Annotated in this window: 25 protein-coding genes and 2 tRNA genes; 15 read left to right on the top strand and 12 right to left on the bottom strand. The window is 45.2% G+C overall.

Annotated features, from left to right (window positions below; genetic code table 11):
- Window positions 1-339: 339 nt before the first annotated feature.
- The gene (locus FTT89_RS13755; protein WP_016658973.1) at window positions 340-2,040 is read right to left on the bottom strand and encodes an NAD-dependent malic enzyme; all 1,701 of its coding nucleotides are present in this window, start codon (window positions 2,038-2,040) and stop codon (window positions 340-342) included.
- A gap of 366 nt (window positions 2,041-2,406) precedes the next feature.
- Here FTT89_RS13755 and FTT89_RS13760 point away from each other — a divergent pair, with 366 nt between their 5' ends.
- Window positions 2,407-3,012 (top strand): hypothetical protein, encoded by a 606-nt coding sequence (locus tag FTT89_RS13760; RefSeq protein WP_168370293.1) that lies wholly within the window; start codon window positions 2,407-2,409, stop codon window positions 3,010-3,012.
- 3 nt (window positions 3,013-3,015) lie between these two features.
- Here FTT89_RS13760 and FTT89_RS13765 read toward each other — a convergent pair whose 3' ends face one another.
- Window positions 3,016-3,294: a DUF2798 domain-containing protein gene (locus FTT89_RS13765; RefSeq protein WP_005181365.1), complete on the bottom strand. Its 279-nt coding sequence runs from the start codon at window positions 3,292-3,294 to the stop codon at window positions 3,016-3,018.
- 184 nt (window positions 3,295-3,478) lie between these two features.
- Between FTT89_RS13765 and argS the strand changes: the two genes are divergently transcribed.
- Together argS and FTT89_RS13775 are read left to right on the top strand one after the other, a co-directional pair.
- Window positions 3,479-5,269, top strand: coding sequence for an arginine--tRNA ligase (argS, locus tag FTT89_RS13770; protein WP_075168077.1), 1,791 nt, complete (start codon window positions 3,479-3,481; stop codon window positions 5,267-5,269).
- 85 nt (window positions 5,270-5,354) lie between these two features.
- The gene (locus tag FTT89_RS13775) at window positions 5,355-5,975 is read left to right on the top strand and encodes an SPOR domain-containing protein (protein WP_075168056.1); all 621 of its coding nucleotides are present in this window, start codon (window positions 5,355-5,357) and stop codon (window positions 5,973-5,975) included.
- A gap of 45 nt (window positions 5,976-6,020) precedes the next feature.
- On the opposite strand, the gene FTT89_RS13780 is transcribed toward FTT89_RS13775, so the two are convergent.
- Window positions 6,021-6,680, bottom strand: a complete 660-nt coding sequence (locus tag FTT89_RS13780; RefSeq protein ID WP_127799289.1) for a glutathione S-transferase family protein — start codon at window positions 6,678-6,680, stop codon at window positions 6,021-6,023.
- Window positions 6,681-6,811: 131 nt separating this feature from the next.
- Window positions 6,812-7,759: a pirin family protein gene (locus FTT89_RS13785; RefSeq protein WP_104989271.1), complete on the bottom strand. Its 948-nt coding sequence runs from the start codon at window positions 7,757-7,759 to the stop codon at window positions 6,812-6,814.
- 318 nt (window positions 7,760-8,077) lie between these two features.
- On the opposite strand from FTT89_RS13785, the gene FTT89_RS13790 reads away from it, so the two are divergent.
- Window positions 8,078-9,346 (top strand): GGDEF domain-containing protein, encoded by a 1,269-nt coding sequence (locus tag FTT89_RS13790; RefSeq protein ID WP_168370292.1) that lies wholly within the window; start codon window positions 8,078-8,080, stop codon window positions 9,344-9,346.
- A gap of 207 nt (window positions 9,347-9,553) precedes the next feature.
- Here FTT89_RS13790 and guaA read toward each other — a convergent pair whose 3' ends face one another.
- Together guaA and FTT89_RS13800 are read right to left on the bottom strand one after the other, a co-directional pair.
- Window positions 9,554-11,122 carry a glutamine-hydrolyzing GMP synthase gene (gene guaA / locus FTT89_RS13795; protein ID WP_016658965.1) on the bottom strand — a complete coding sequence of 523 codons (1,569 nt, stop codon included), beginning with the start codon at window positions 11,120-11,122 and terminating at the stop codon, window positions 9,554-9,556.
- 220 nt (window positions 11,123-11,342) lie between these two features.
- Window positions 11,343-11,759: a DoxX family protein gene (locus FTT89_RS13800; RefSeq protein ID WP_016658964.1), complete on the bottom strand. Its 417-nt coding sequence runs from the start codon at window positions 11,757-11,759 to the stop codon at window positions 11,343-11,345.
- A 193-nt stretch (window positions 11,760-11,952) separates the two neighbouring features.
- On the opposite strand from FTT89_RS13800, the gene FTT89_RS13805 reads away from it, so the two are divergent.
- Complete coding sequence (locus FTT89_RS13805) at window positions 11,953-12,591, top strand: DedA family protein (RefSeq protein WP_005181345.1); 639 nt, start codon at window positions 11,953-11,955, stop codon at window positions 12,589-12,591.
- Here the strand turns inward: FTT89_RS13805 and FTT89_RS13810 are convergent.
- The 5 genes from FTT89_RS13810 to FTT89_RS13830 all read right to left on the bottom strand — a co-directional run bounded on the left by FTT89_RS13810 (window position 12,588) and on the right by FTT89_RS13830 (window position 15,457).
- Entirely contained in the window at window positions 12,588-13,181 is a 594-nt protein-coding gene (locus FTT89_RS13810; protein WP_005181344.1) for a LysE family translocator, read from the bottom strand. The two genes, FTT89_RS13805 and FTT89_RS13810, sit on opposite strands and share 4 nt — an antisense overlap.
- A 219-nt stretch (window positions 13,182-13,400) precedes the next feature.
- The gene (locus FTT89_RS13815; RefSeq protein ID WP_005181343.1) at window positions 13,401-13,793 is read right to left on the bottom strand and encodes a hypothetical protein; all 393 of its coding nucleotides are present in this window, start codon (window positions 13,791-13,793) and stop codon (window positions 13,401-13,403) included.
- Window positions 13,794-13,800: 7 nt separating this feature from the next.
- A complete protein-coding gene (locus tag FTT89_RS13820; protein ID WP_005181342.1) occupies window positions 13,801-14,643 on the bottom strand; it encodes a ParA family protein in 843 nt (280 codons plus the stop codon).
- Between the two features lie 80 nt (window positions 14,644-14,723).
- On the bottom strand, window positions 14,724-15,116 hold the full coding sequence (locus FTT89_RS13825; protein ID WP_160241736.1) for a SirB2 family protein: 393 nt from the start codon (window positions 15,114-15,116) through the stop codon (window positions 14,724-14,726).
- 32 nt (window positions 15,117-15,148) lie between these two features.
- Window positions 15,149-15,457, bottom strand: a complete 309-nt coding sequence (locus tag FTT89_RS13830) for a BolA family transcriptional regulator (RefSeq protein WP_016658959.1) — start codon at window positions 15,455-15,457, stop codon at window positions 15,149-15,151.
- Window positions 15,458-15,689: 232 nt separating this feature from the next.
- Here FTT89_RS13830 and FTT89_RS13835 point away from each other — a divergent pair.
- Window positions 15,690-15,765 (top strand) — tRNA-Gly (locus FTT89_RS13835).
- Window positions 15,766-15,810: 45 nt separating this feature from the next.
- Window positions 15,811-15,886 (top strand) — tRNA-Gly (locus FTT89_RS13840).
- Between the two features lie 325 nt (window positions 15,887-16,211).
- On the opposite strand, the gene FTT89_RS13845 is transcribed toward FTT89_RS13840, so the two are convergent.
- Window positions 16,212-16,439 carry a helix-turn-helix transcriptional regulator gene (locus FTT89_RS13845; protein WP_160241737.1) on the bottom strand — a complete coding sequence of 76 codons (228 nt, stop codon included), beginning with the start codon at window positions 16,437-16,439 and terminating at the stop codon, window positions 16,212-16,214.
- A gap of 115 nt (window positions 16,440-16,554) precedes the next feature.
- On the opposite strand from FTT89_RS13845, the gene FTT89_RS13850 reads away from it, so the two are divergent.
- From FTT89_RS13850 to FTT89_RS13885, 8 genes are all read left to right on the top strand, one after another.
- Window positions 16,555-16,764, top strand: a complete 210-nt coding sequence (locus tag FTT89_RS13850) for a hypothetical protein (RefSeq protein WP_000122748.1) — start codon at window positions 16,555-16,557, stop codon at window positions 16,762-16,764.
- 19 nt (window positions 16,765-16,783) lie between these two features.
- Window positions 16,784-17,965 (top strand): site-specific integrase, encoded by a 1,182-nt coding sequence (locus tag FTT89_RS13855; RefSeq protein WP_160241738.1) that lies wholly within the window; start codon window positions 16,784-16,786, stop codon window positions 17,963-17,965.
- On the top strand, window positions 17,958-18,206 hold the full coding sequence (locus tag FTT89_RS13860) for a hypothetical protein (RefSeq protein ID WP_004895356.1): 249 nt from the start codon (window positions 17,958-17,960) through the stop codon (window positions 18,204-18,206). The genes FTT89_RS13855 and FTT89_RS13860 overlap by 8 nt, the downstream gene beginning before the upstream one ends.
- 72 nt (window positions 18,207-18,278) lie before the next feature.
- A complete protein-coding gene (locus FTT89_RS13865) occupies window positions 18,279-18,857 on the top strand; it encodes a DUF1376 domain-containing protein (protein WP_168408778.1) in 579 nt (192 codons plus the stop codon).
- Between the two features lie 10 nt (window positions 18,858-18,867).
- On the top strand, window positions 18,868-19,614 hold the full coding sequence (locus FTT89_RS13870) for an ATP-binding protein (protein ID WP_160241740.1): 747 nt from the start codon (window positions 18,868-18,870) through the stop codon (window positions 19,612-19,614).
- A 222-nt stretch (window positions 19,615-19,836) separates the two neighbouring features.
- Complete coding sequence (locus FTT89_RS13875; protein WP_160241741.1) at window positions 19,837-19,974, top strand: hypothetical protein; 138 nt, start codon at window positions 19,837-19,839, stop codon at window positions 19,972-19,974.
- A gap of 284 nt (window positions 19,975-20,258) precedes the next feature.
- The gene (locus FTT89_RS13880) at window positions 20,259-20,777 is read left to right on the top strand and encodes a tetratricopeptide repeat protein (RefSeq protein ID WP_000447193.1); all 519 of its coding nucleotides are present in this window, start codon (window positions 20,259-20,261) and stop codon (window positions 20,775-20,777) included.
- A gap of 231 nt (window positions 20,778-21,008) precedes the next feature.
- Window positions 21,009-21,713, top strand: a complete 705-nt coding sequence (locus FTT89_RS13885) for an SDR family oxidoreductase (protein WP_160241742.1) — start codon at window positions 21,009-21,011, stop codon at window positions 21,711-21,713.
- Window positions 21,714-21,888 lie beyond the last annotated feature (175 nt).

The raw sequence follows: 21,888 nt of genomic DNA on the forward strand, positions 1-21,888 counted from the left end.
AGATCAGTTCAGCACATAAGCCCTGATTGAGCTGGTGTTCACCGTCGATGCGCTGCAAGAAAACATCGGTATTTAAGGCAGGCTGAGAAAATTGAATATGGAGGGCACGTTTTTGTGGGCTGAGGCCGGCCTGCTCCAAGGCAGTATGGATATGAACACGGGTTATCATTGTTATAAAAGCTATTGTTTTAATTTGCCCCGATTCTAAACAATGCTTATTTTTTAATCCAGTCTCCCGCTTTCATTTCGGGGCTACAAACCGCCTGTTTCCGACCAGTTGCGATCAACAGCTGCCCTAAAAAAAAGGAGCCGAAGCTCCTTGTTGTGTTTGTCTATATTTTAGAAGGTAATCCGGCGATAACTGCGGTATTCCGGTTTCCAGAAATTCGCCTCAATCGCCTCTGCCAGTAACTCGTCACTGATTACCGGCGCTACACCGGCCAGCATCGCCGCTTTAGCCACTTTAAAGGCAATAATTTTCGAAACCTTCTGGATTTCATTTAAATCCGGCAGCAGATCAGCGGCGGGATCAAGCAGCATCGGCGAACAGTCTGCCAGTGCATTACTCGACGCCATCAGCATACTGTCTGTGACTCGGGTCGCGCCGGAGGCGACTACACCCAAACCAATACCCGGGAAAATATAGGAGTTATTACACTGTGAGATATGATAAATCTTGCCATGATAATTCACCGGTGCAAATGGACTACCAGTTGCAATCAGCGCCTTACCTTCAGACCATTGCAGGATATCAGCCGGCACCGCCTCAACCCGTGAGGTTGGATTCGACAGTGGCATTACAATTGGTCGCTCACAATTCTCCGTTAGTGTGCGAATAATTTCTTCGGTAAACAGCCCCGGCTGACCCGATACACCAATCAATACCGTTGGTTTGGCATGTTTGACTACATCGAGTAGTGAAATCATGTCATCGGCATTGCCCCAGGCTGCAACCCGTTCAGGCGGCTGTGCCAGTTTGCGCTGGAAGTCCAGCAGATTCGGCTGGTTTTCGGTGATCAGGCCAAAACGGTCAACCATAAATACCCGCGCACGCGCTTCGGCATCGCTTAAACCTTCATACATCATCTGCGCAATAATCTGCTCGGCTATGCCGCTACCAGCAGAACCGGCACCGAGGAAAGCCACCACCTGATCTTTCAGCTGTTTACCAGCGGCACGTGAGGCAGCAATTAAACTGCCCACCGAAACGGCCGCGGTACCCTGAATATCATCATTAAAACAGCAAATCTGGTCACGATATTTGTTTAACAATGGCATGGCATTGTTCTGAGCGAAATCCTCAAACTGGATCAGCGCTTTTGGCCAGCGGCGCTGGATCGCGGCAATCACTTCATCAACAAAGGCATAGTATTCATCGCCGGTAATCCGCGGCTGATTCCAGCCCATATAAATTGGATCATCCAGCAGTTGCGGGTTGTTGGTACCTACATCTAAAGTAATTGGCAAGGTATAAGCCGGGCTGATCCCACCACATGCGGTATATAAGGATAATTTGCCAATCGGAATGCCCATCCCGCCAATGCCCTGATCACCAAGACCTAAGATGCGCTCGCCATCAGTGATTACAATCACCTTCACGTTTTTCTTGTTCACATTTTGCAGAATGTCATCAATATGGCCGCGGTCCGGATAAGCCAGGAAGATGCCACGATGACGGCGGTAAATATCAGAAAAACGCTGGCAGGCCTCACCGACCGTTGGGGTATAAATAATCGGCATCATTTCACTTAAGTGATGCTCAATTAAGTGATAGAACAGGGTTTCGTTGGTGTCCTGAATATTTCGTAAATAAATATGCTTGTTGATGGCATCGTTAAACGACACATACTGCTGATAGGAGCGCTGACTCTGTTCTTCAATGCTCTCGATGGCATGTGGAAGTAAACCGTGGAGATTAAAATGGCGGCGTTCCTCTTCTGTAAATGCACCGCCTTTATTAAGCAAAGGCAGCTCCAGAAGCGTGTTTCCGGCATAAGGGATGTAAAGCGGTTTTTTGGTGGCTGAATTCGCTGATGTCATTTCCGATCTCATTATTCGATGATCCAGAAGGAGGCTCAAAGCAAAAGTTCCTCTGGGAGATAAGCTAGCTTAGCCCGTTTTGAGGACAATAGGGTATTTAGAAAATTGATAATGATTTGTGGATAATTTAGGTACTGAATAAATTTGTCCAATCCGGCATCCAGTCACGAAATAACGCTTTCCCGAAGCTCAAAATGCGGTTTTTTATACCCAAATCAATCCCCTGCCTGTTTAGCTTACAAATCCTCGACCCATCAGGATGTAGTTTTTCGCTGTTTTTCTGTTACATGCAGCCAGTGCAGATTTTTCAATTGGCCTCAATTTGGGTATGCTCTGGGGCAAAACACAACGACATATTTAAAAATCATGTATATCAAGCCATGGATTACACTGGGCGGTTTGGCCGCTGTGCTGGGGTTAGGCGGCTGCCAGACCCTTTCCAATACCACTGAAAAAGTCAGCGATCAGGTGACCGGTTTATTCTCCAGTAAAGACAAAGCACCGAAAATCGACAAAGATGGCGTGGTGGATATCAGTAAAAAAACCCTGGAGCAACTGGAAAAATTTACTGTCAGCATGCCCACTCAACAATGGGTCTATATTGAAAATGAACAGCTGGGACGCTATCAGCTGAAAAACAAGGCTCAGGATGGAGTGATTCTGACTCTGGCCCTGCACTGCAAGATCAGCAGCCAGCGACCAACCTTCTCGCTGAGCAGTGCCGAAGGCAAGACATTGTTAAAGGCTTATGATCCGAATGCCGGACAGATCCAGTTCCTGCTCGACAATCAGAATTATGGCAATCCTTTTAATGTACATACCGATGAGCCATTGAAACGCTTCCAGGCAGCCATTGCGCAGGCCAAGGTGATCAAGATTTTTAATGCCTCCCGGCTTTATACCTTCCAGAATGGCAATGCCGATCTGCTGAGTAAACCGGTGTCCTGTCAGGAGTCTGGTGCATCGAGCTAAATGCTATTTGGGTGCGCCCGGCATATCCACCAGCATCGCGGTAAACCGGCGCACCAGCGGCAACACCACCAGCACCACCGGAAAGGCAATGGCCCAGGAAATCATCCAGTTCTGGAACCACAGTGTGATCAGTCCTTCGACCCAGCCCAGCGCACGCAGCATATTGACCATGGAAATAATACCGCTCATCAGGCCAGACAGCAGCAGCGGCATAATAATGCCCGCCCATTTTGCTGGCAGTTTAGGAATATTGGCGATGATTACAGGACGTTTGGCGTGCATGCGTGCTCCTACAGCGGGACAAATCCGTCATTGATCAGGTCATTTCATGGCCATGGTAGCATTTTCAGGCTACAGATGGCGCAGAATGTCGGACAATCTTCATTCACTACAAATGCGTTCACCTAAAGACAGTGAAATTTGCTATATTTGCTGTTTTTCTGCGACATTTATTTTTCGACTGATTATGAATACGGCAATCCAAGCAGCTCTTGAACATGCAGTGCAATCCCTTCAAGCAGAAGGTGTCCTCCCAGCAGACTGGAACAACACCAGTAATTTGACGCGAACCAAAGACCGAAGCCACGGTGACTTTGCCTCAAATATCGCCATGATTGCCTCTAAAGCTGCGGGCATGAAGCCGCGTGATCTGGCCGAAAAAATTCTGGCTGCATTGCCAGAAGTGGCAGACATCAGCAAAGCAGAAATTGCCGGTCCGGGGTTTATCAACTTCTTCTTAAATGCCGACCAGCGTTTTGCCATTCTTGATCAAATTCAGGCGCAGCAAGACCAGTTTGGCCGCACCAAAGTGAACGCGGGCAAACGCATTCAGGTTGAATTCGTTTCTGCCAACCCGACGTCCAGCCTGCACGTGGGTCATGGTCGCGGTGCTGCTTATGGCATGACCGTTGCCAACCTGCTCGAAGCCACTGGCGCGACCGTAGATCGTGAATACTATGTGAACGATGCCGGCCGTCAAATGGACATTCTGGCAACATCAACTTACCTGCGTTATCTGGAACTGACCGGTCAGGAACTGGTATTCCCGAAAAATGCCTATCAGGGTGATTACGTTAAAGAAATCGCGCAAAGCATTATCGACCAGGATGGTGATGCTTATGTACGTCCAGTGGCCGATGTCTATAAAGATGTACCGGAAGATGTGCAGTATGCAGCTGAACCGGATGCAGAAGGCAACAAGGTGGTCCTGTCTGGCGACAAAGAAAAACACATTGATGGTCTGATTTTCAATTCACAAACTTTAATTGGCGAAGGCTATCGCGTATTCCATCAGGCGGCTTTAAAAGCCATTCTGGATGACATTAAAGATGACCTCGGTGAATTTGGCGTAACCTTTAACCAGTGGTTTAGCGAAGCCTCTTTAACTGAAAAAATTGATGAAGCGCTGCAAACGCTGGATCAGCGTGGTTATCTGTATGAGCAAGATGGCAACATCTGGTTTAAATCGACTGAGTTTGGCGATGAAAAAGACCGCGTGGTCAAACGTCGTAATGGTCAAACCACTTATTTCGCTTCAGACATTGCGTATCACCTGAACAAATTACAACGTGGCTATACCGACCTGATTGATATCTGGGGTTCTGACCACCACGGTTATATCTCCCGTGTAAAAGCTGCAATTGATGCGATGGGTTATGACTCGAAAAAACTAACCGTTTTACTGGTGCAGTTTGTGAGCTTATGGCGCGGCGGCGAGATGGTTCAGATGTCTTCCCGTTCTGGCCAGTTCGTGACCTTGCGTGACCTGCGTAAAGAAGTCGGCAACGATGCAGCACGTTTCTACTATGTCATGCGTAAATCTGAGCAGCACATCGACTTTGACCTGGATTTAGCGGTCTCACAAAGCAAAGACAATGCGGTGTATTACATCCAGTATGCGCATGCCCGTATCTGCCGTATGCTGGAAAAAGCGGCCAGCACAGGCGTGAATTTTAATGCGCTTGACGCGCGTCAGTTTGCGGCCAAGCTGGAACTGGAGGCTGAAACTGAAATTCTGGCCAAGCTGGCGGCCTATCCTGAAATCGTGACCCGTGCTGCCAATGCCTGCGAACCCCATCAGGTTGGTAACTACTTGAAAGAATTAGCAGCTTTATTTCACGGCTGGTATAATGAACACAAAGTGCTCAATGATGATGCTGCGCTTACTCAAGCCCGCTTATTGCTTTCAGTAAACGTACAACAAACCTTGCGCAATGGTTTAGAATTATTAGGTGTTTCTGCACCTGAAAGCATGTAAACCAAGACATTCTTCTGCTGGGCAGGCGTACCATCACGCACCTGTCCAGCCAATCAGCCAATAATCAGAATAAAGAGGTTCCCTCGTGTTTGGAAAAACGCAACGCGGTGTATCAGAACGACCAAATAAGCCCAAAAAACCACTCATTCCGACCTGGTTAGGCACACTGGTGGTGATTCTGGTCGTGTTATGTTTCGCAGTGGCCTTAATGCTGTGGAAGCCGTGGGAACCTGTGCCACCAAAAGGCCAGATCACTTCTGAACATTATCAGGAAGACACCAACAAGGATTACCGCTTCTATGACCTGCTGCCCCAGCAACAGGTAACACCAATTCCGGAGCAGGCCGTACCTGAAACCCAGGAACAGACGGCAGTGGTGATTGTCGAAGCGCCAATTGTTGAGCCGGCAGCGCCCGCAGCCGCCAGTGAAGCGACGGCGGGCATCACGCCAACTGAACCGCCCGTGGCCGCGCCTGCCAGCTATATTCTGCAGGTCCGCAGCTATACCGATCCGGATGCCGCCGATGCACGTCGAGCTGAAATTATTCTGAATGGTCTGTCCGCCGATGTGGTCAAAACCGTAGAAGGTGGTGAAACCTGGTATCGGGTAATTTCGGGGCCATATACCTCTGCAGAGGCGGCGCTAATTGCTCAGCAAACCCTGCAACATAGCGGGATTGATTCGATTGTGGTGAAACGCCAATAATAAAAAAGATGCGCAAGCATCTTTTTTTATAGCTTCAAATTTTGTTTAGGCCAACTGTGCCTCTAGCTTCTGTTCACGAGCGAACGCCCGCTGATAGCCCTCGCGCTGTGCTAGTCGCTGCAGATAACGCTCAATCTGCGGATATTTGCCATCAGTACGGCTTTGCAAGGCCTGTAGCGGAAAGGCCATCTGAATATCGGCAAAGGAAAATGTGCCGGCAAAATAGTCATGTGTGGCCAGATAATCTTCCAGAAACTGGATATGATCTTTGAGTCGCGGCTGAATAAAACCCTGCCGGATACCTTCACTGACTTTTGCTGCCACCGGACGAATCAGCCAGGGTGCGCGCTGCGGCACTTTACTGGCCACCAGCTGCATCACCAGCAATGGCATCAGTGAACCTTCGGCATAGTGCATCCAGTAACGGTACTGCTGCTGATCGGCCGGATGTGTTGGCTTGAACTGCTGCGCCGGATCATACTGTTCCTGTAAATACTCTAAAATCACCGCAGATTCGGCAATCGGCTGCCCACCATCTGTCAAAATTGGTGCTTTACCCAGCGGATGCACCCGTTTTAACTCTGGTGGCGCGGCAAAACTCGGTAAACGGCGATAAAATTCAATCTGATAAGGCTGGCCCAGTTCTTCCAGGGCCCACAAAATACGGAAGGAACGCGACTGTTCCAGATGATGCACAGTAATCATAATGATACTCTGATTGTTTTTCTTGAAATAAAGAACCACCGGCTACCTTGACCGGTTGCAGCAACTCAGCATCATCAAGCCCATCCATCGATCGCGACGCTTGGGCCTGAAGTTCAATTCATCATGCCTGCTTAACGTGAAGCACGCATTTTATCTGGCAGGGCCGGTGCTTCCAGCCGTGGCCCATTATAATCTGGAATGCTGCCAAAACGCGGGTCCTGATTGACCCACTGGTCACGTGCCTCGCTCAGCTCGTCCTGGGTACGTCCGACAAAGTTCCACCATAGTAAAATCGCGGATTCAAATGGCTCACCGCCCAGTAACAGTACGCGTGCACCCTGGTGCAGTTCAATCTCAATGTCCTGCAGACCCGGCTCCAGCACCACCATATTGTCTTCGTTCAGTTCATGCTGGTTAATATGCGCCGTGCCTTCTAGCGCCATAAAGCCATATTCAAAGGCCGGATTCAGCTGAAGCCGGGTGCGCACCGTTTCTGCCGCAGTTAAGTCCACTGCCAGTAACGGGCTATGCACCTCAACCGGCGAGCGGGTTTCCAGAAACTCTCCGACCAGTACGGTAAATTCAACCCCATCTCGTGACACCACCGGTAATTCAGGATAATGGTCAAAACGCGGCGGCATATTGCGCTTGGCATCCGGCAAGGCAATCCACAGCTGGGCCGCATGCATGTGGGTTTCCTGCTCTGGCGCGACTTCGGTATGCGAAATCCCCTGCCCGGCTGTCATCAGGTTGACCTGTTTCGGCCGGATCAATTGTTTGGAACCGACACTATCGGTATGCATGAGGGTGCCTTCAATCATCCAGGTAAAGGTTTGCAGGCCGATATGCGGATGTGGTCCGACATCTAGCCCGTCACCCTGCGGAAAGCTGACCGGACCGGCATGGTCTAAAAAGCACCAGGCGCCAATCATGCGTTTATGACGGCTGGGCAAGGCGCGTTTAATGACGGTGCCCTGCCCGATTTCTGCACGGCGCAGCGGCACTTCCTGAATAAACTGCTGGATATATTTTTCACAATCGTCTGAATGGGACAGTTCGGTATAGTTGGCATTGGTCATAGTTGTATCCTAACTCTGGCGATGTTCCATGTCGCTCATCTTGTTGTTTATCTTATACGCGGATGCTGCATGAGTTTGCTATAGTTCAGTTAATATGCAGCATTCTCCTGGCAGAACAATCAAAAAATCGCTTTTTGTTGTAAGGATTCATGTGAGCACCAGCGCACAATTTCCTCTCTTTTCCTGCCGTTTTGAGGCTTTTTTTCAGCAAATTACCCATATTTAGGGAGGTCTTTTTTTAATCGTCAAAGCTATACTATTACTTTGATTTTATTAAAGACTTGGGGCAATTCTATGAAGATGGGAAATCGGATTAGAATGTCGACGAATTCAACAGATCTTGCACCCGATGATTCGGATCGACATATTTTACAAGCGTCAGAGTGCGACCTGGAAAGTCGTCAGGCCCTGGAACAGGCCCTGCAAGATCCGGCTGCCCGTATTCCGCCCCAGTTTGAAGACTATTTTTATAAATTCCAGACCATTCACCAGAAGCTGTATTTACAACAGGTCAATCACATTGGTCAGCTGGCATTTTTACTGTACTTTTTCGCCGATTATTTTGTACTGCCCGATGTCAGTCTGCTCTCCGGTATCGCCAGAGTCATCGTGATTGTACTGGCCATCAGCATTAATTATTTCCTGTTCAAATATGTGAAAGATATCCGGATCCATGACCAGATTTTACCGGTCGGCACGCTGGTTTGTGCCGGCCTGTGGTTTTATCTGATGTCCTTGTCGAACAGCCCCTATATCGATATCTATATCTATGCCTCGGTCATTTTTGTGGTGCTGGCCAATTTGTGTATTCAGGTGTGCTTTAAGCCGGCGCTATATACCTCGTTTTTAATCAGTACCGTGGTGTTTTTAGGCGTATCTAACTTAACCAGTGCCATTGAAACCATCATTTTTGCGCTGGTCTATCTGCCAATCTGGCTGTTCAGTTTATATATCAGCTGGACCAATACCCTGAATGCACGGCGTAATTTTCTCAGAACCATGCTAAATGACTGGAATTTCCATATTCTGCAAGAGCTGGCACATACCGACGAGCTGACCCAGCTCAGCAACCGCCGCCAGTTTGTGCATATTGCCGAGCATAAGGTACATGAATGGCCGCAGCATGCTTCGACCTGCCTGCTGATGTTTGATGTCGATTATTTCAAGCAGATTAATGACACTCATGGTCATGACGTCGGTGATCAGGTGCTGCAGACCATTGCCGATATTGCCCGTAAGGAAATGCGGCGCAAGGATATTCTGGCGCGTTTTGGTGGCGAGGAATTTACTGCTTTACTCACCGAAACCAGTCTGCAGGATGCACTGCTGATTGCCGAACGTTTAAGAACCAAAATTGCTCAGCACCGGATTTATATTGGCCAGAATATCAGCCTGAATTTTACCGTTTCGATTGGGGTATCTGAACTTAAAGCCGAGCAGCCCGATTTAACCACATTAATTAAAGAAGCTGATATTGCCTTATATGCGGCCAAACAGCATGGGCGTAATTGTGTACTGCACTATGATATTGGCATGAGCGAACCGAAAAAACCGGCCTGCCCGTCCAATATTTCCTGGGTGGTTTAAATACAAAAAGAGCGCCGAGGCGCTCTTTTTTAAATAATTTCGGGCTTCTAAACTGCCGCGCACCTTGCGCCGATTTTAAAAGCAATGCTTTAAAATGGGCTCATGGCGTAATTCAGGCACAAAGCAATGCTTCGTAAAACCCCACTGCCGCGGGCACAGCCCTTGGCGTAATTCAGGCGGACAGCAGTACTATCCGAAAGCCCTGAATTACTCCCATTCAATTGTTGCAGGTGGTTTAGACGATACGTCATATACCACACGTGAAACGTCTTTAATCTCGTTCATGATACGAGTTGAAATACGATCTACCAGATCATATGGCAGGTGCGCGAAACGTGCTGTCATAAAGTCAACTGTTTCAACGGCACGCAGGGCAACAACCCAGGCATAACGACGGCCATCACCCACCACCCCAACAGATTTCACTGGCTGGAATACAGCAAAGGCTTGTGCAGTTTTGTCATACCAGCCGCTGGCACGCAGTTCCTGCATAAAGATGTCATCAGCCAGACGTAAAATGTCGGCATATTCTTTTTTCACTTCACCCAGAATACGCACGCCCAAACCTGGACCCGGGAATGGATGACGGTAAATCATGCTGTGTGGCAGACCTAAAGTGGTGCCCAGTTTACGTACTTCATCTTTAAACAGGTCACGTAACGGTTCAACCAGTTCAAAAGCCAAATCATCCGGTAAACCACCCACGTTGTGGTGTGATTTAATTACATGCGCCTTGCCCTGTTTGCTGGCGGCAGATTCAATCACGTCTGGATAAATCGTACCTTGTGCCAGGAATTTCACACCATCTAATTTACGTGCTTCTTCAGCAAACACTTCAATAAATTCACGACCAATAATCTTACGTTTCGCTTCAGGATCAGTGACCCCTGCCAGTGCAGACAGGAAACGATCTTCCGCATCGGCGCGAATCACGCGGATCCCCATGTTGTCAGCAAACATTTGCATAACCTGGTCGCCTTCGTTTAAACGCAGCAAACCGTTGTCTACGAATACACAGGTCAACTGATCGCCAATTGCTTTATGCAGCAATGCAGCAACCACAGAAGAGTCCACACCGCCTGACAGACCCAGCAGTACTTTTTCATCGCCAATCTGTTCACGTAGCTGTTCTACACGCAGGTCGATAATGTGCTCTGGTGTCCACAGACCGCGACAGCCACAAATCTGGTGTACGAAGTTCGACAGTAATTCCGCACCTTTAGAAGTGTGCGTTACTTCCGGGTGGAACTGGATGCCGTAGAAACGACGTGTTTCGTCAGATACCATGGCAATTGGGCAGCTTGGAGTTTGCGCTGTCACCTGGAAACCTTCCGGAATACGGGCAACTTTATCGCCGTGGCTCATCCAGACATGCAGCTGGTTTTCACGGTCTTGCAGGTTACCAATCAGCTGGTCACGCACCACGATGTCTACTTCTGCATAGCCAAACTCATGGACAGTACCTGGCTCAACTTTACCGCCAAGCTGTTCGCACATGGTTTGCAGGCCATAACAAATGCCCAATACCGGCACACCCAGTTCAAACACCACTTGTGGTGCACGCGGGCTGCCTTCCTGGTGAACGCTTTCAGGTCCACCCGACAAGATGATACCGTTTGGATTAAATGCACGAATGTCTTCTTCAGACATGTCATAGGCATACATTTCAGAATATACGCCAGCTTCACGAACACGACGTGCGATGAGCTGACTATATTGAGAACCGAAATCCAGAATCAGGATACGATCTTCAGTAATTTGAGTATTGGTAGTCATGACAAACAACTATGAGAGGCAAACGAATATAAGCGCCGTATTCTAGCATTTTTTCTGCGCATTAAACACAAGATTCAGATCAGTCTGTGTGGATCTCCGAATCAGGCCGCTACCGGCAGATGTTCCCGACCCTCTTCTTTATTATCTATTTAGGCAAAAAATAAGGCAGCCGGAGCTGCCTGTACTGAATGACGGGAAAATTATTTCCCTGCATTGCATCTTATTTTTCAATCAGATGATCCAGGCTCAGTTTACCTGCACCTTGTAACACCAGCAGCAGGAAACCGCCTGAAATCGCCAGGTTCTTCATCAGGTTAACCGCATCTTCCGGTGCGCCATGGAACATAAATGCAGTCAGCAAACTGAATACTGCCAGTGCCAATGCCACCAGACGGGTTTGCAGACCCAGTAAAATCGCCAGACCACCACCCAGCTCCAGCAGAATCACCAGTGGCAACAGGCCACCCGGCACGCCCATCGCTTCCATATAGCCCACCGTTGCGCTATAGCCGGCAATTTTACCCCAGCCCGACACAATAAAAATATAAGCCAACAAGACACGCGCCAGTAGCAGCGACAGGTTGTTCAAAGCAGGGGTTTGAAAGATTTTGGCAACCACAGTATTTGGATTAAACATGAGAGAACCTACAGCAGATCAGTAAAAAGATGCTGCTATCTTAGGGACTGGCCGAATATCAAAAAATCACCATTTCAAAGATGTATCGTTGCAAATTTAGAATGAGGACAGCGGAAATTTATTTACGTTTTTCTACTGACTTTCACCAACCGGACTGATAGGATTTGACTACATTTCTGCTTGTTTTTCCCTCATGGAACTGATTGATTTTATCCTGCATGTTGATGCGCATTTACTTGAGTTCATTACCAATTATGGGGTCTGGATTTATGCCATCCTGTTTCTGATTATCTTTGTTGAAACCGGTCTGGTGGTGATGCCCTTTTTACCGGGGGACAGCCTGTTATTTGCAGCCGGTGCTTTAGCGGCCTCGACCGGTGCCATGGACCCGTGGTTATTGGGCGGCTTACTGTTTATTGCCGCTGTCCTCGGCGATACCCTGAACTATCATATTGGTAAATATATTGGACCGCGGGTATTTGAAATTGAATCACGCTTTATTAATAAAAAACACCTGATTGCCACCCAGCAATTCTTTGCCAAGCATGGCGGTAAAACTATTATTTTTGCCCGTTTTGTGCCTTTTGCCCGCACCTTTGCCCCTTTTGTTGCCGGTGCCGGGAGCATGAACTATAAATACTTTCTAACCTATAACGTAGTGGGCGCTTTCTGCTGGATTGGCTCATTTATTACCCTGGGTTATCTGTTTGGTAACATGCCAATTGTGAAAGAGAATTTTACCTATCTGATTTTTGGCATCATTATTTTAAGTGTCTTGCCGGGGGTGATTGGTTTTGCCCGCCAGAAGCTGAAAAAGCAGGTCCGCGCTTAAGCGAAAAAGCGCAGAATAACCGGAAAAGCACACAGCACCAGCAACATGGCCGATCCTTTATACAAGAGATCGGCTTTTATTTGCTTGGATTCTCCCGATAAAATCGCGCGACCAAAAGACATCCAGAACAGCGCAGTCGGCAACAGCACCAGACAGAACACTGCATAAACCATCAAGAAATTGGTCGGATTATCCCAGGTTTCAGTCGGTAAAATCCCGGCAGCAAAAAGTAGTGCCTTGGGATTTTTTAAGGTGGCAAAAAACAGCTGATGCGGGCGGATAGACGGGTTGAGCTGGTTATGCTTGACCAGATGTGCATGCTTCCACAAATGAAAAGCCGTCCACAGCACATATAGTGCGCTCAGGCCATGCAGAATATGGCTTAAATACGGCCAGATTGGGACGGTCAGATGAATCAGCAGCGCCCACAAACTGATGGCATATAAATAGCCGAGCAGCTCGGCAGGCACAAATAAACTGGTTCTGGCAACTCCATGTTGATGTGCTGAACTTGCAAGCAAAGCATTGGTTGGTCCCGGAATAAGCAGAACCGCAATCATTGCCAGCACAAACAGCCAACTTTCAATCATAGACACCTGAAATTACCTGAAATTAGGCGCACACCTTATATTAATTTGATAAAAACTGACAAGTTTTTCTCACGACTGGGAGGATATTTGGACAGATAAAAAAGCCTTTATTTTTATTTAAATTTAAGATTTTTAATAATTTATTCTGAAACATTTTGCTAAGATTTTTCACGCCGTGACTCGCATAAACTGCCAGCCCAGCGTGAAAAATGCGAAGCCTTAACTGGCCTGCTTGGTGCGTACAACAATTGGACAGCCTTTAAAACGCGCCGCCTGCACAATCGCTTCCTGCTCGCCCAGCACCCGTGCCAGTTCAGTATTTTTGGTATTCGATGATTGTCCCATATTGACCGAAACACTTGGGCCAATGCCCCAGCCGCCACGACTGCCCCAGCCTCCGCCAAGACCCACCCCCACACCAACGCCGGTCCGTTTAGGCGCCTGTACGCCCTGATCAATATAGGACTGAATCCGGTTATATTCGCTTTGCAGCTGCTGACAGTTCAGCGCCTGATAATGTGTAGGCGAGACATAGGTCGGTTTAACCGTCGTGGCACAGGCACCCAGCAGCAAGGTTCCGGCAGCCAGCAGGCTGATATACAGTGTTTTCATGCCCATCTCAGGATTGTTTCTGTTCAATCTCATTGAACAACGATTGATAGGCCTGCGTCAATTTATGATCTGTAGCAAAATGAATAAGCGGCAGATTTTTATGATGCGACTCTTTCATGATGACTGAGGGTGGCAGCATGCTGTTAAATACCGGTAACTGCTCCTCTTTCAGCTGCTCGACCACTTCTCGTGGCAGCTTGGCCTGGGCCTGGAACTGGTTCACCACAATGCCTTCAATCTCCAGCTCGGCATTATGATCTTCCTGGGTTTCCAGCACATTTTCAATCAGGCTGTGCAGGGCACGTTTGGAAAACACATCGCAGTCAAACGGAATTAATACCCGGTCAGCCGCAATCAGCGCCGATAAGGTAAAGAAATTAAACGCCGGCGGTGTATCAATAAAGACCCGCTCATAACGCCCGGCCAGTGAGGCCAAGGCATCCCGCAATTTATAGATTTTATGTTTGCTTTCTAAGGCATGGGCCAGACTGCCCAGGTCCGGACTGGCTGGAATTACATCCAGATTTGGAAAGGGCGATTGATGCACATAGGCTTCCAGACCTTTGGCGCGGCTTTTTAAGATCGAGCCCAAGGCATTGCCAATTAAGCCTTTGCTTTGGGTATTGCCCAGCACTTCTTCAAAATAGTTCTGGATATTTGGCTCTAGTGCCGGCTTATGGGTGGAATAGGTGGCATCATCACCCAGTAAATACTGGCTGGAGTTGGCTTGCGGGTCCAAATCAATGACCAGGGTTTTAAAGCCCTGATGGGCACTGATGGCGGCCAGATTGACCGTAATACTGGATTTTCCAACGCCGCCTTTCTGGTTAAAGACCACACGTGTTCGCATGTCTATCCCTCTGATTTTATATTCTAATTGGCTCAAGTGTAGCGAAGTATAGCCGAGAGATAGACATTATTGTCGAACAATTAACCAAAACTTGGCTTGATCATTACCAAGGCGATAATCGCCAGTAATGCAACCAGGGCTATGCCCCAGCCGGCGCGGCGTTGCACCAGTAAAATACTGTCCGTTTTACGGTAGGCTTTCATTAACGAAGACAGCATCACCAGGAATAAAATGATTTTGGCATAAAACCAGGTTTCGACCTGAAAATCCTTTAATGCCAGCAGCACAATTCCGGTTACTACTATCAGCGTAACCGATAAATGTTGTAGCGCCACCCATAGTGTGCGTCCGGCCGGATTGGGCTGGTTGCCCTGCACGCCTTTAAATAAGGTCAGGCCACGGGCCAGCAGAATGACCAGCAATACGCTGATGCTGGTCATATGAATAATTTTAAGTAAAAGTTGGGTTTCCATGAACTGTTCTGATCTCTATTTCTTGTTCGGGGTTATTGTTTCGGGGCGTGGGCACATTCCGGGCTTGAGGTATCCTGTCCTTGCCATTCATCCTGAACAAAAGCATGAATTGCCAGCGCATGAATCTTGCTTGGACTTAACAGATCACCGACCGCGGCATAGACCTGTTGATGGCGCTGCACCAGACGTAAACCGGCAAACTGTTCACTGACGATTACCACCTTAAAATGAGATTCCTTCCCCGGATAATAGCCGCCGTGGCCAGAAGATTCATTCACCACGTCTAAATGTGTCGGGTTCAGGGTGTGTAAGCGTTCAATCAGTTGTTGTTCTATACTCATGATCATGCATCCAAAAAGGCCTGAGATTGATCTTAGTATACCCTGTTCTTTTTGCGATATTGTGGCGACCGGCTGAAAACCACCTTTTTCCCGCTTGAACCGCCGCTATTGGCTGATTTCACAGCAGAAATCATCTAAACCTTGGTCAAAATGGCTTTTATTTATGCAATCAGCACAAGTTTTTTCACAAAGTTATTGACCCTGTTTTTGCATAATGTATTATACACCGCATGCGGGAATAGCTCAGTTGGTAGAGCACAACCTTGCCAAGGTTGGGGTCGCGAGTTCGAGTCTCGTTTCCCGCTCCAAATTCTTTTTTGTTCATTTTTTAAAGTAAAAAATTGATCGACCCTGCGGGAATAGCTCAGTTGGTAGAGCACAACCTTGCCAAGGTTGGGGTCGCGAGTTCGAGTCTCGTTTCCCGCTCCAAATTCAAAAAGCCCTGATCGAAAGATTGGGGCTTTTTTCTTGTTGATTTTATTATATTTTTTAAAAACTCTTCTTCCTTTGTTATTCGATTCAATAAAAAATATTCTTAATGTAATTTGTATTTTGTGACCAAGATGTGACCATAGCGTGCCCACAACAAAAAAAATGGTCTCAATTGATCTTAAATGTCCTCAATCGATCACCACTTTCAGAGCTTTTTTGAAGGCAAAAAATCACCCTGTTCTCTTCCAAACAAGGTATTTTTTACCAAATGATCAATAATTTGTGACCATTTCACTTTTTGATGTGACCATTTGTGACCAAACTACTGACTAACAGATTGTTCTTTATTGTCTTTTTCAAAAACAAATAAATCCCCTACCTGTACATCCAAATAATCACAAATTCGATCGATGGTCTCCAAATCAATTCGAGTCAATTCGCCATTATAAAGCTTATGCAAAGTTGTCTTATTAATGCCTGTACCACGAATTAAGTCAGCTACACGCATTTTTCTTTCAGCCAACAATATTGGTAGCTTACAAATAACCATTAATTTTTCCTCTAATACAATGAAAATTTAATTGCATTTAATTAAATTTGAGGTTATTTTAGGTCTAAGGATGAAAAATTCCTTACATCCGATGAATTACGCTAGGAATACAATTATGTCATATACCTATCTCACAGCCCAGCAACTGGCTGAAAAAATCCAGTACGACGCTCGTACCATTCGCAACCAGCTGAAGGACAGTGTCTTTATTGAAGGTGTTCACTACATCCGTCCTTTTGGTGGCCGCAAAATTCTTTTTGTTTGGGAACGTATTGAAACTGAAATGCTTAAATTCACTGGTTTAAGCATGGATGCTTTGCAATAAGGCTTAGGAGGTTTAACTGATGGCTACCATCCGGGAACGAAGTGGCAAACTGATTGCCGACTTTCGCTACATGGGCATTCGTTGCAGAGAAACAACCAATCTTGAAGACAATGCCTATAACCGTCGCATTTTGAAAAAACGTCTCGAACAGCTTGAGGCAGAAATCACACTGGGCACTTTTGAATACGAAAAGTACTTTCCAAAAAGTAAACGTGTCGATGATTTTAAGGAAAAAAGAAGTCAGCAAATCGCTGTACAAACTAGGGTTCCTCTTTTTAAAGAGTTTACTGAATTGTGGTTTAAGCAGAAACAAGTTGAATGGAGAACCTCATACCAGCAAAAGGTTTCAATTGTAATCAAAAACTATTTGATTCCTGCTTTTGGTAATCAGGTTCTCTCGAAAATCAAGAAGTCAGACTTGCTGAACTTCCGTGCCTCTCTCGCCAAAGTGACACACGGAAAAGATCAGACAAGTCTAAAAGCATCGAGGATCAATCAAATCATGACGCCTTTACGTATGATACTCAATGATGCGGCTGAACGATACGAGTTTGAGTCGCCTTATAAAAATATTAACAATCTGAAGGAAAGCAAGATTGAAGTCACACCTTTTTCTCTGGAAGAGGTGCATAAAATTCTTACCACAGTGCGTGAAGACTTCCGCCCCTATTACACCATTCGCTTTTTTACGGGTATGCGTACCAGTGAAATCGATGGTCTGCAATGGAAAAATATCGACTTACAACGTCGTGAAATCCATATCAGAGAAGCGTTAGTGAATGGTGTGCTTGGTGGAACCAAAACTTATGGTTCTGACCGTACCATCCAAATGAGTGATCGGGTTTATCAGGCCTTCCTACAACAGAAAAGCTTAAATAATGGCAAATCAGAGTTTGTATTCTGCAATCGTGACGGTGGACCTCTCGATTACCGTCTGGTGAATAAACGTGTCTGGCATCCGATCTTGCGCTTTCTAGGATTGAAGCCTAGAAGAGCCTATCAAACACGTCATACCGCAGCAACACTCTGGCTGTCGGCGGGAGAGAATCCGGAATGGATCGCACGTCAATTGGGGCATTCAACGACTGAAATGCTATTCCGGGTCTATAGCCGTTACATCCCCAATGTTACGCGTCGCGATGGCAGTGCTTTTGAAGCCATGCTGGAAAAACTAAATACAGAGGAGCTTGCACATGAATAGTAAAGCTTTCTTTGGTGGTGTGGTCGTCAGTCCTGAAGCAGATATGGTCGCTCGTGAATTAATCCATGAGCTACACATTCCCAAACTGCACAATCTGGCATTTTTGCTGGAGATCAACAAATGCTTCGATGATCACCAGGCGTTGAGACTCTGGTTACAGCGAATGTTGGATGAAGGGCAAGCCCATTACGATGACTTGGCCCAACAGGCCCGTCTCCGCTTAATGAGTCTCGCTCACTAATAAAACAAACACAGACAGAAGGTCATCCAATCGATGACCTTAGCCCCTCTATATCTATAAAAAGGTGAACACATGCATAAAGATATTTCAATTTGGATGCCACTCTATATTGGCGACCTACAGGCAAAATTTGCACGAATGACGGCAGAACAAATTGGTGCGGCACTGCTGTTAATGATGGATTTCTGGAAAAATGGTGCCATCCCTCATGACCTAGCTACTGTATGTAGCATCACGAAATTACCTCAGCACACCAAGGCTAAAACTTTGTTGAATACGCTGATGGCTCTGGAATTGTTTGAAGTCGAGTCTGAGCAGATTCATTCAAGTTTTTTAACCAGTTTAAAAAGCCAGGCATTGCAAAATCAGCAAATGAAATCTGATAAAGCTAAAAATGCAGCTCAAGCACGCTGGAATAAATCCGCAAGTAATGCTCAAGCATCAACCAAGCAACGAAAAGTAAATGCTCAAGCAGCTCCTGAGAAGAGCTCGAGTATTACTCAAGCCATGCTTGAATCATGCCCTTCATCTTCATCTTCATCTTCATCTTCATCTTCATCTTCATCTTCATCTTCATCTTCATCTTCATCTTCATCTTCAAATTTTGAAGAAAAAAATGAGAGTTTTTTAGAAAATTCAAAATGGATTTAGGAGATCAGCCATGAATACCATGCTTAAAACACTCCAGTTTCGCGCAGAAACAATAGAAACACTCTGCCCTACCCATCATATACCCCTGATGGAAATCGCCGGTCACAGGCTCTGTAAATTGTGTGCCAAAGAAACCGTCCATCACTCACATGCAGCCTATGCAGATGAGCTGCAACAGCGATTGCTACAACAGAAAATTAAAAATTCAGGGCTCAATAAACGTTACCTGGATCGTGGCTTCAAGAATTATGTAGTTGCATGCCCTGCACAAGACGATACCATCAAACTATGTCAGGCCTTTGCACAGCAGATTATTTCTGACCACAACCCGAACATGTTGATGATTGGTACACCGGGTACAGGTAAAACCCATCTGAGTGCATCAATTATTCGCAACATTCTGCATAATAGTACAAAATCTGCACGCTACTATACCAGTGCAGAAATCGCTCAAAAAATGATGGATACCTGGTCAGATGCTTCACGCTCTGAGAAAGAAGTTATCGACCATTTCTCCAGTTTTGATTTATTGGTGATTGATGAATATGGCCTGCATGACCGGCATGAAAAACGCCTGGAGATGGTGCATAAGATCTTATATAGTCGTTATGACAATATGAAATCTACCCTGCTGATTTCCAATTTCACAGTCCAAAATATGCAGCGGGATTTAGGTGTCCGATTATGGTCACGATTACATGAAAACAATTTGATTGTAGTACCGTGTTATTGGGATGATCGACGAATAAGCGGATAGCCAAACTCTTTGCTCAAGCCAATTATCTTCCGAGATAATTGGCTTTCTTTCTAAAGATTCAGAACATCTAACCCAGCAGATAACTCTCGGTTTCCACAATCAATATCCTATTAAGTTTGAACGGCTTTGTTGCACAAAGATTTCATAACTATATGATTTTAAAAGTTTTGATTATTTTTTGATCCAAAATTAAATTTATTTAAATCAGATGCTTACATATTTATGCAACAAAGCCGTGGTAAAGGAATCAACAGAAACGTAGCTAAAGCAATAGAAATAATTAAGCCTTTAGCTGAGTTAGGTGATTCTAAAGCGCAAGAAAATCTTAAATGGTATGTAGAGCATCCAAATCAATATTAATTAAGATTGTCTAAAATTAACATAATACACGTTATACGAAGTCCTAAAAATGAGTTTATGATACTGATTTTTATGTGTTTTTTAAAGTTTAAAGTCTGGACTAGTGTCTAGGCTTTTTCATTTCGTATAACAGCCATTATGTTAAATAGAGATAAGACATACTCTAATTTTAGAGTTTTCTTTTAGGTATGATATAAAAATATACAAGCCTAACAGTTTAGTTTAAAGGTTAAAAATTGAATAAATTAACAAATATTTTTATGGCTTTAGGAGTTTGCCTTTCAATGGAAACATTTGCAGAACCTGTTTTTTCTAATGATTTATTAGCGAAAGCAGAAAATGGAGATACTTCTGCTCAGTTAGAATTAGCCGAGATTTATCTATATGGTCATGGTGTTGATTCAGATGAAAATCAAGCTGAAGTTTGGGCTCTTAAATCAGCAGAAAATGGAAATGTAGCAGCAATGTTTTGGTTAGCTGATGGATATGTTACTTATGCTAGATTAATGGAAGATGATGACAAAAACGATTCTTTAGAACATTTCCAAAAAGCTTTTAAGTGGTTTCAGAAAGCCTCAGAAAATGGCCATTCTGAATCAATGGTTGAGTTAGCTGATCTATATACTCGTGCAGATAGCGGAATAGAAGTTAATATTAATAAAGCTTTTGAACTTCGTGAAAAGGCTGCAAAGTTAGGTAATAAGAAAGCAATGCGAAGTCTTTCCGTTATGTATCGTGATGGTATAGGTATTCCTAAAAATACTGATTTAGCTCAAAGTTGGTGGGATAAGTCTGAAAATTAGTTTTAATATTTCCTAAAATTAACATAATACACGTTATGCGAAATTAGAAAAATGAGTTTATTACACTGATATTTATCTGTTTTTTAAATTTTAGACCTGGGTTGGTGCCCAGGTTTTTTTATTGCGTATAACCACCATTATGTTAAATACATAAATAGGCATTAAAGGTGAATGGACATTCCAGACAGAATTGTTCAGTATCTTTTAGTTTAGTTAGATGGTTGATATCACATGAAAAGAGTTTATTTGGTAACAGGTGCAACTAGGGGGATTGGTAGAGCAATCTGTCAGAAAATAATTGATGATGGTAATGAAGTTATTGGTATTGCAAGAAATATAGAAAATATAGAATTCCCTGGAAAATTATATCAATGTGATTTAAAAAATATTGAGCAGACTCAAGAAGTGCTAGAAAGTATTTCAGCTTCTTATCAGGTCAATGGAATCGTTAATAATGCTGGAATTAGTCTACCTGAGCCCTTAGGTGGAATTAATTTAGAATCTTTAAATGATGTCTGGAACTTAAATGTTCGGACAGCTATTCAAGTTACGCAACATTTTATTGAAGATCTAAAGAAACAAAATTCAGGAAGGATCATTAATATTGGAAGTCGTGCTATGTATGGCTCTAAAGAAAGAACATCTTATGCTGCCGCGAAGAGTGCTTTGGTCGGGTGTACACGTACATGGGCTTTAGAGCTAGCGGATTATGGTATTACAGTGAATTGTGTTGCTCCTGGACCAATTGAAACAGAACTTTTCAGAAAGACTAGACCAAAAGGAAGTGATGCTGAAAAAGCACTATTAGATAAAATACCTCTTGGTAGAATAGGTACGCCAGAGGATGTTGCTAATGCTGTTTCATTTTTACTTTCAGATAATTCAAGCTTCATTACAGGTCAAGTAATTAATGTTGATGGTGGCGGAAGTCTATAAAGCTTTAATTGTACTAGCTCAAACCTGATCTGACAGTTACCCATTTTTTCTCTGTACACGACAAATTTCACAGAACCCTTATCCTATCAGGATTCTGCTTTCTTAAAATTGCCAAAATTTCCTTAAACTCTTCTTTTTTCCCAAAACCAATTAAACGCTGAATCGCCATTTGAAC

Source organism: Acinetobacter sp. YH01025, assembly GCF_013420185.1.
Lineage (GTDB): Bacteria > Pseudomonadota > Gammaproteobacteria > Pseudomonadales > Moraxellaceae > Acinetobacter > Acinetobacter indicus.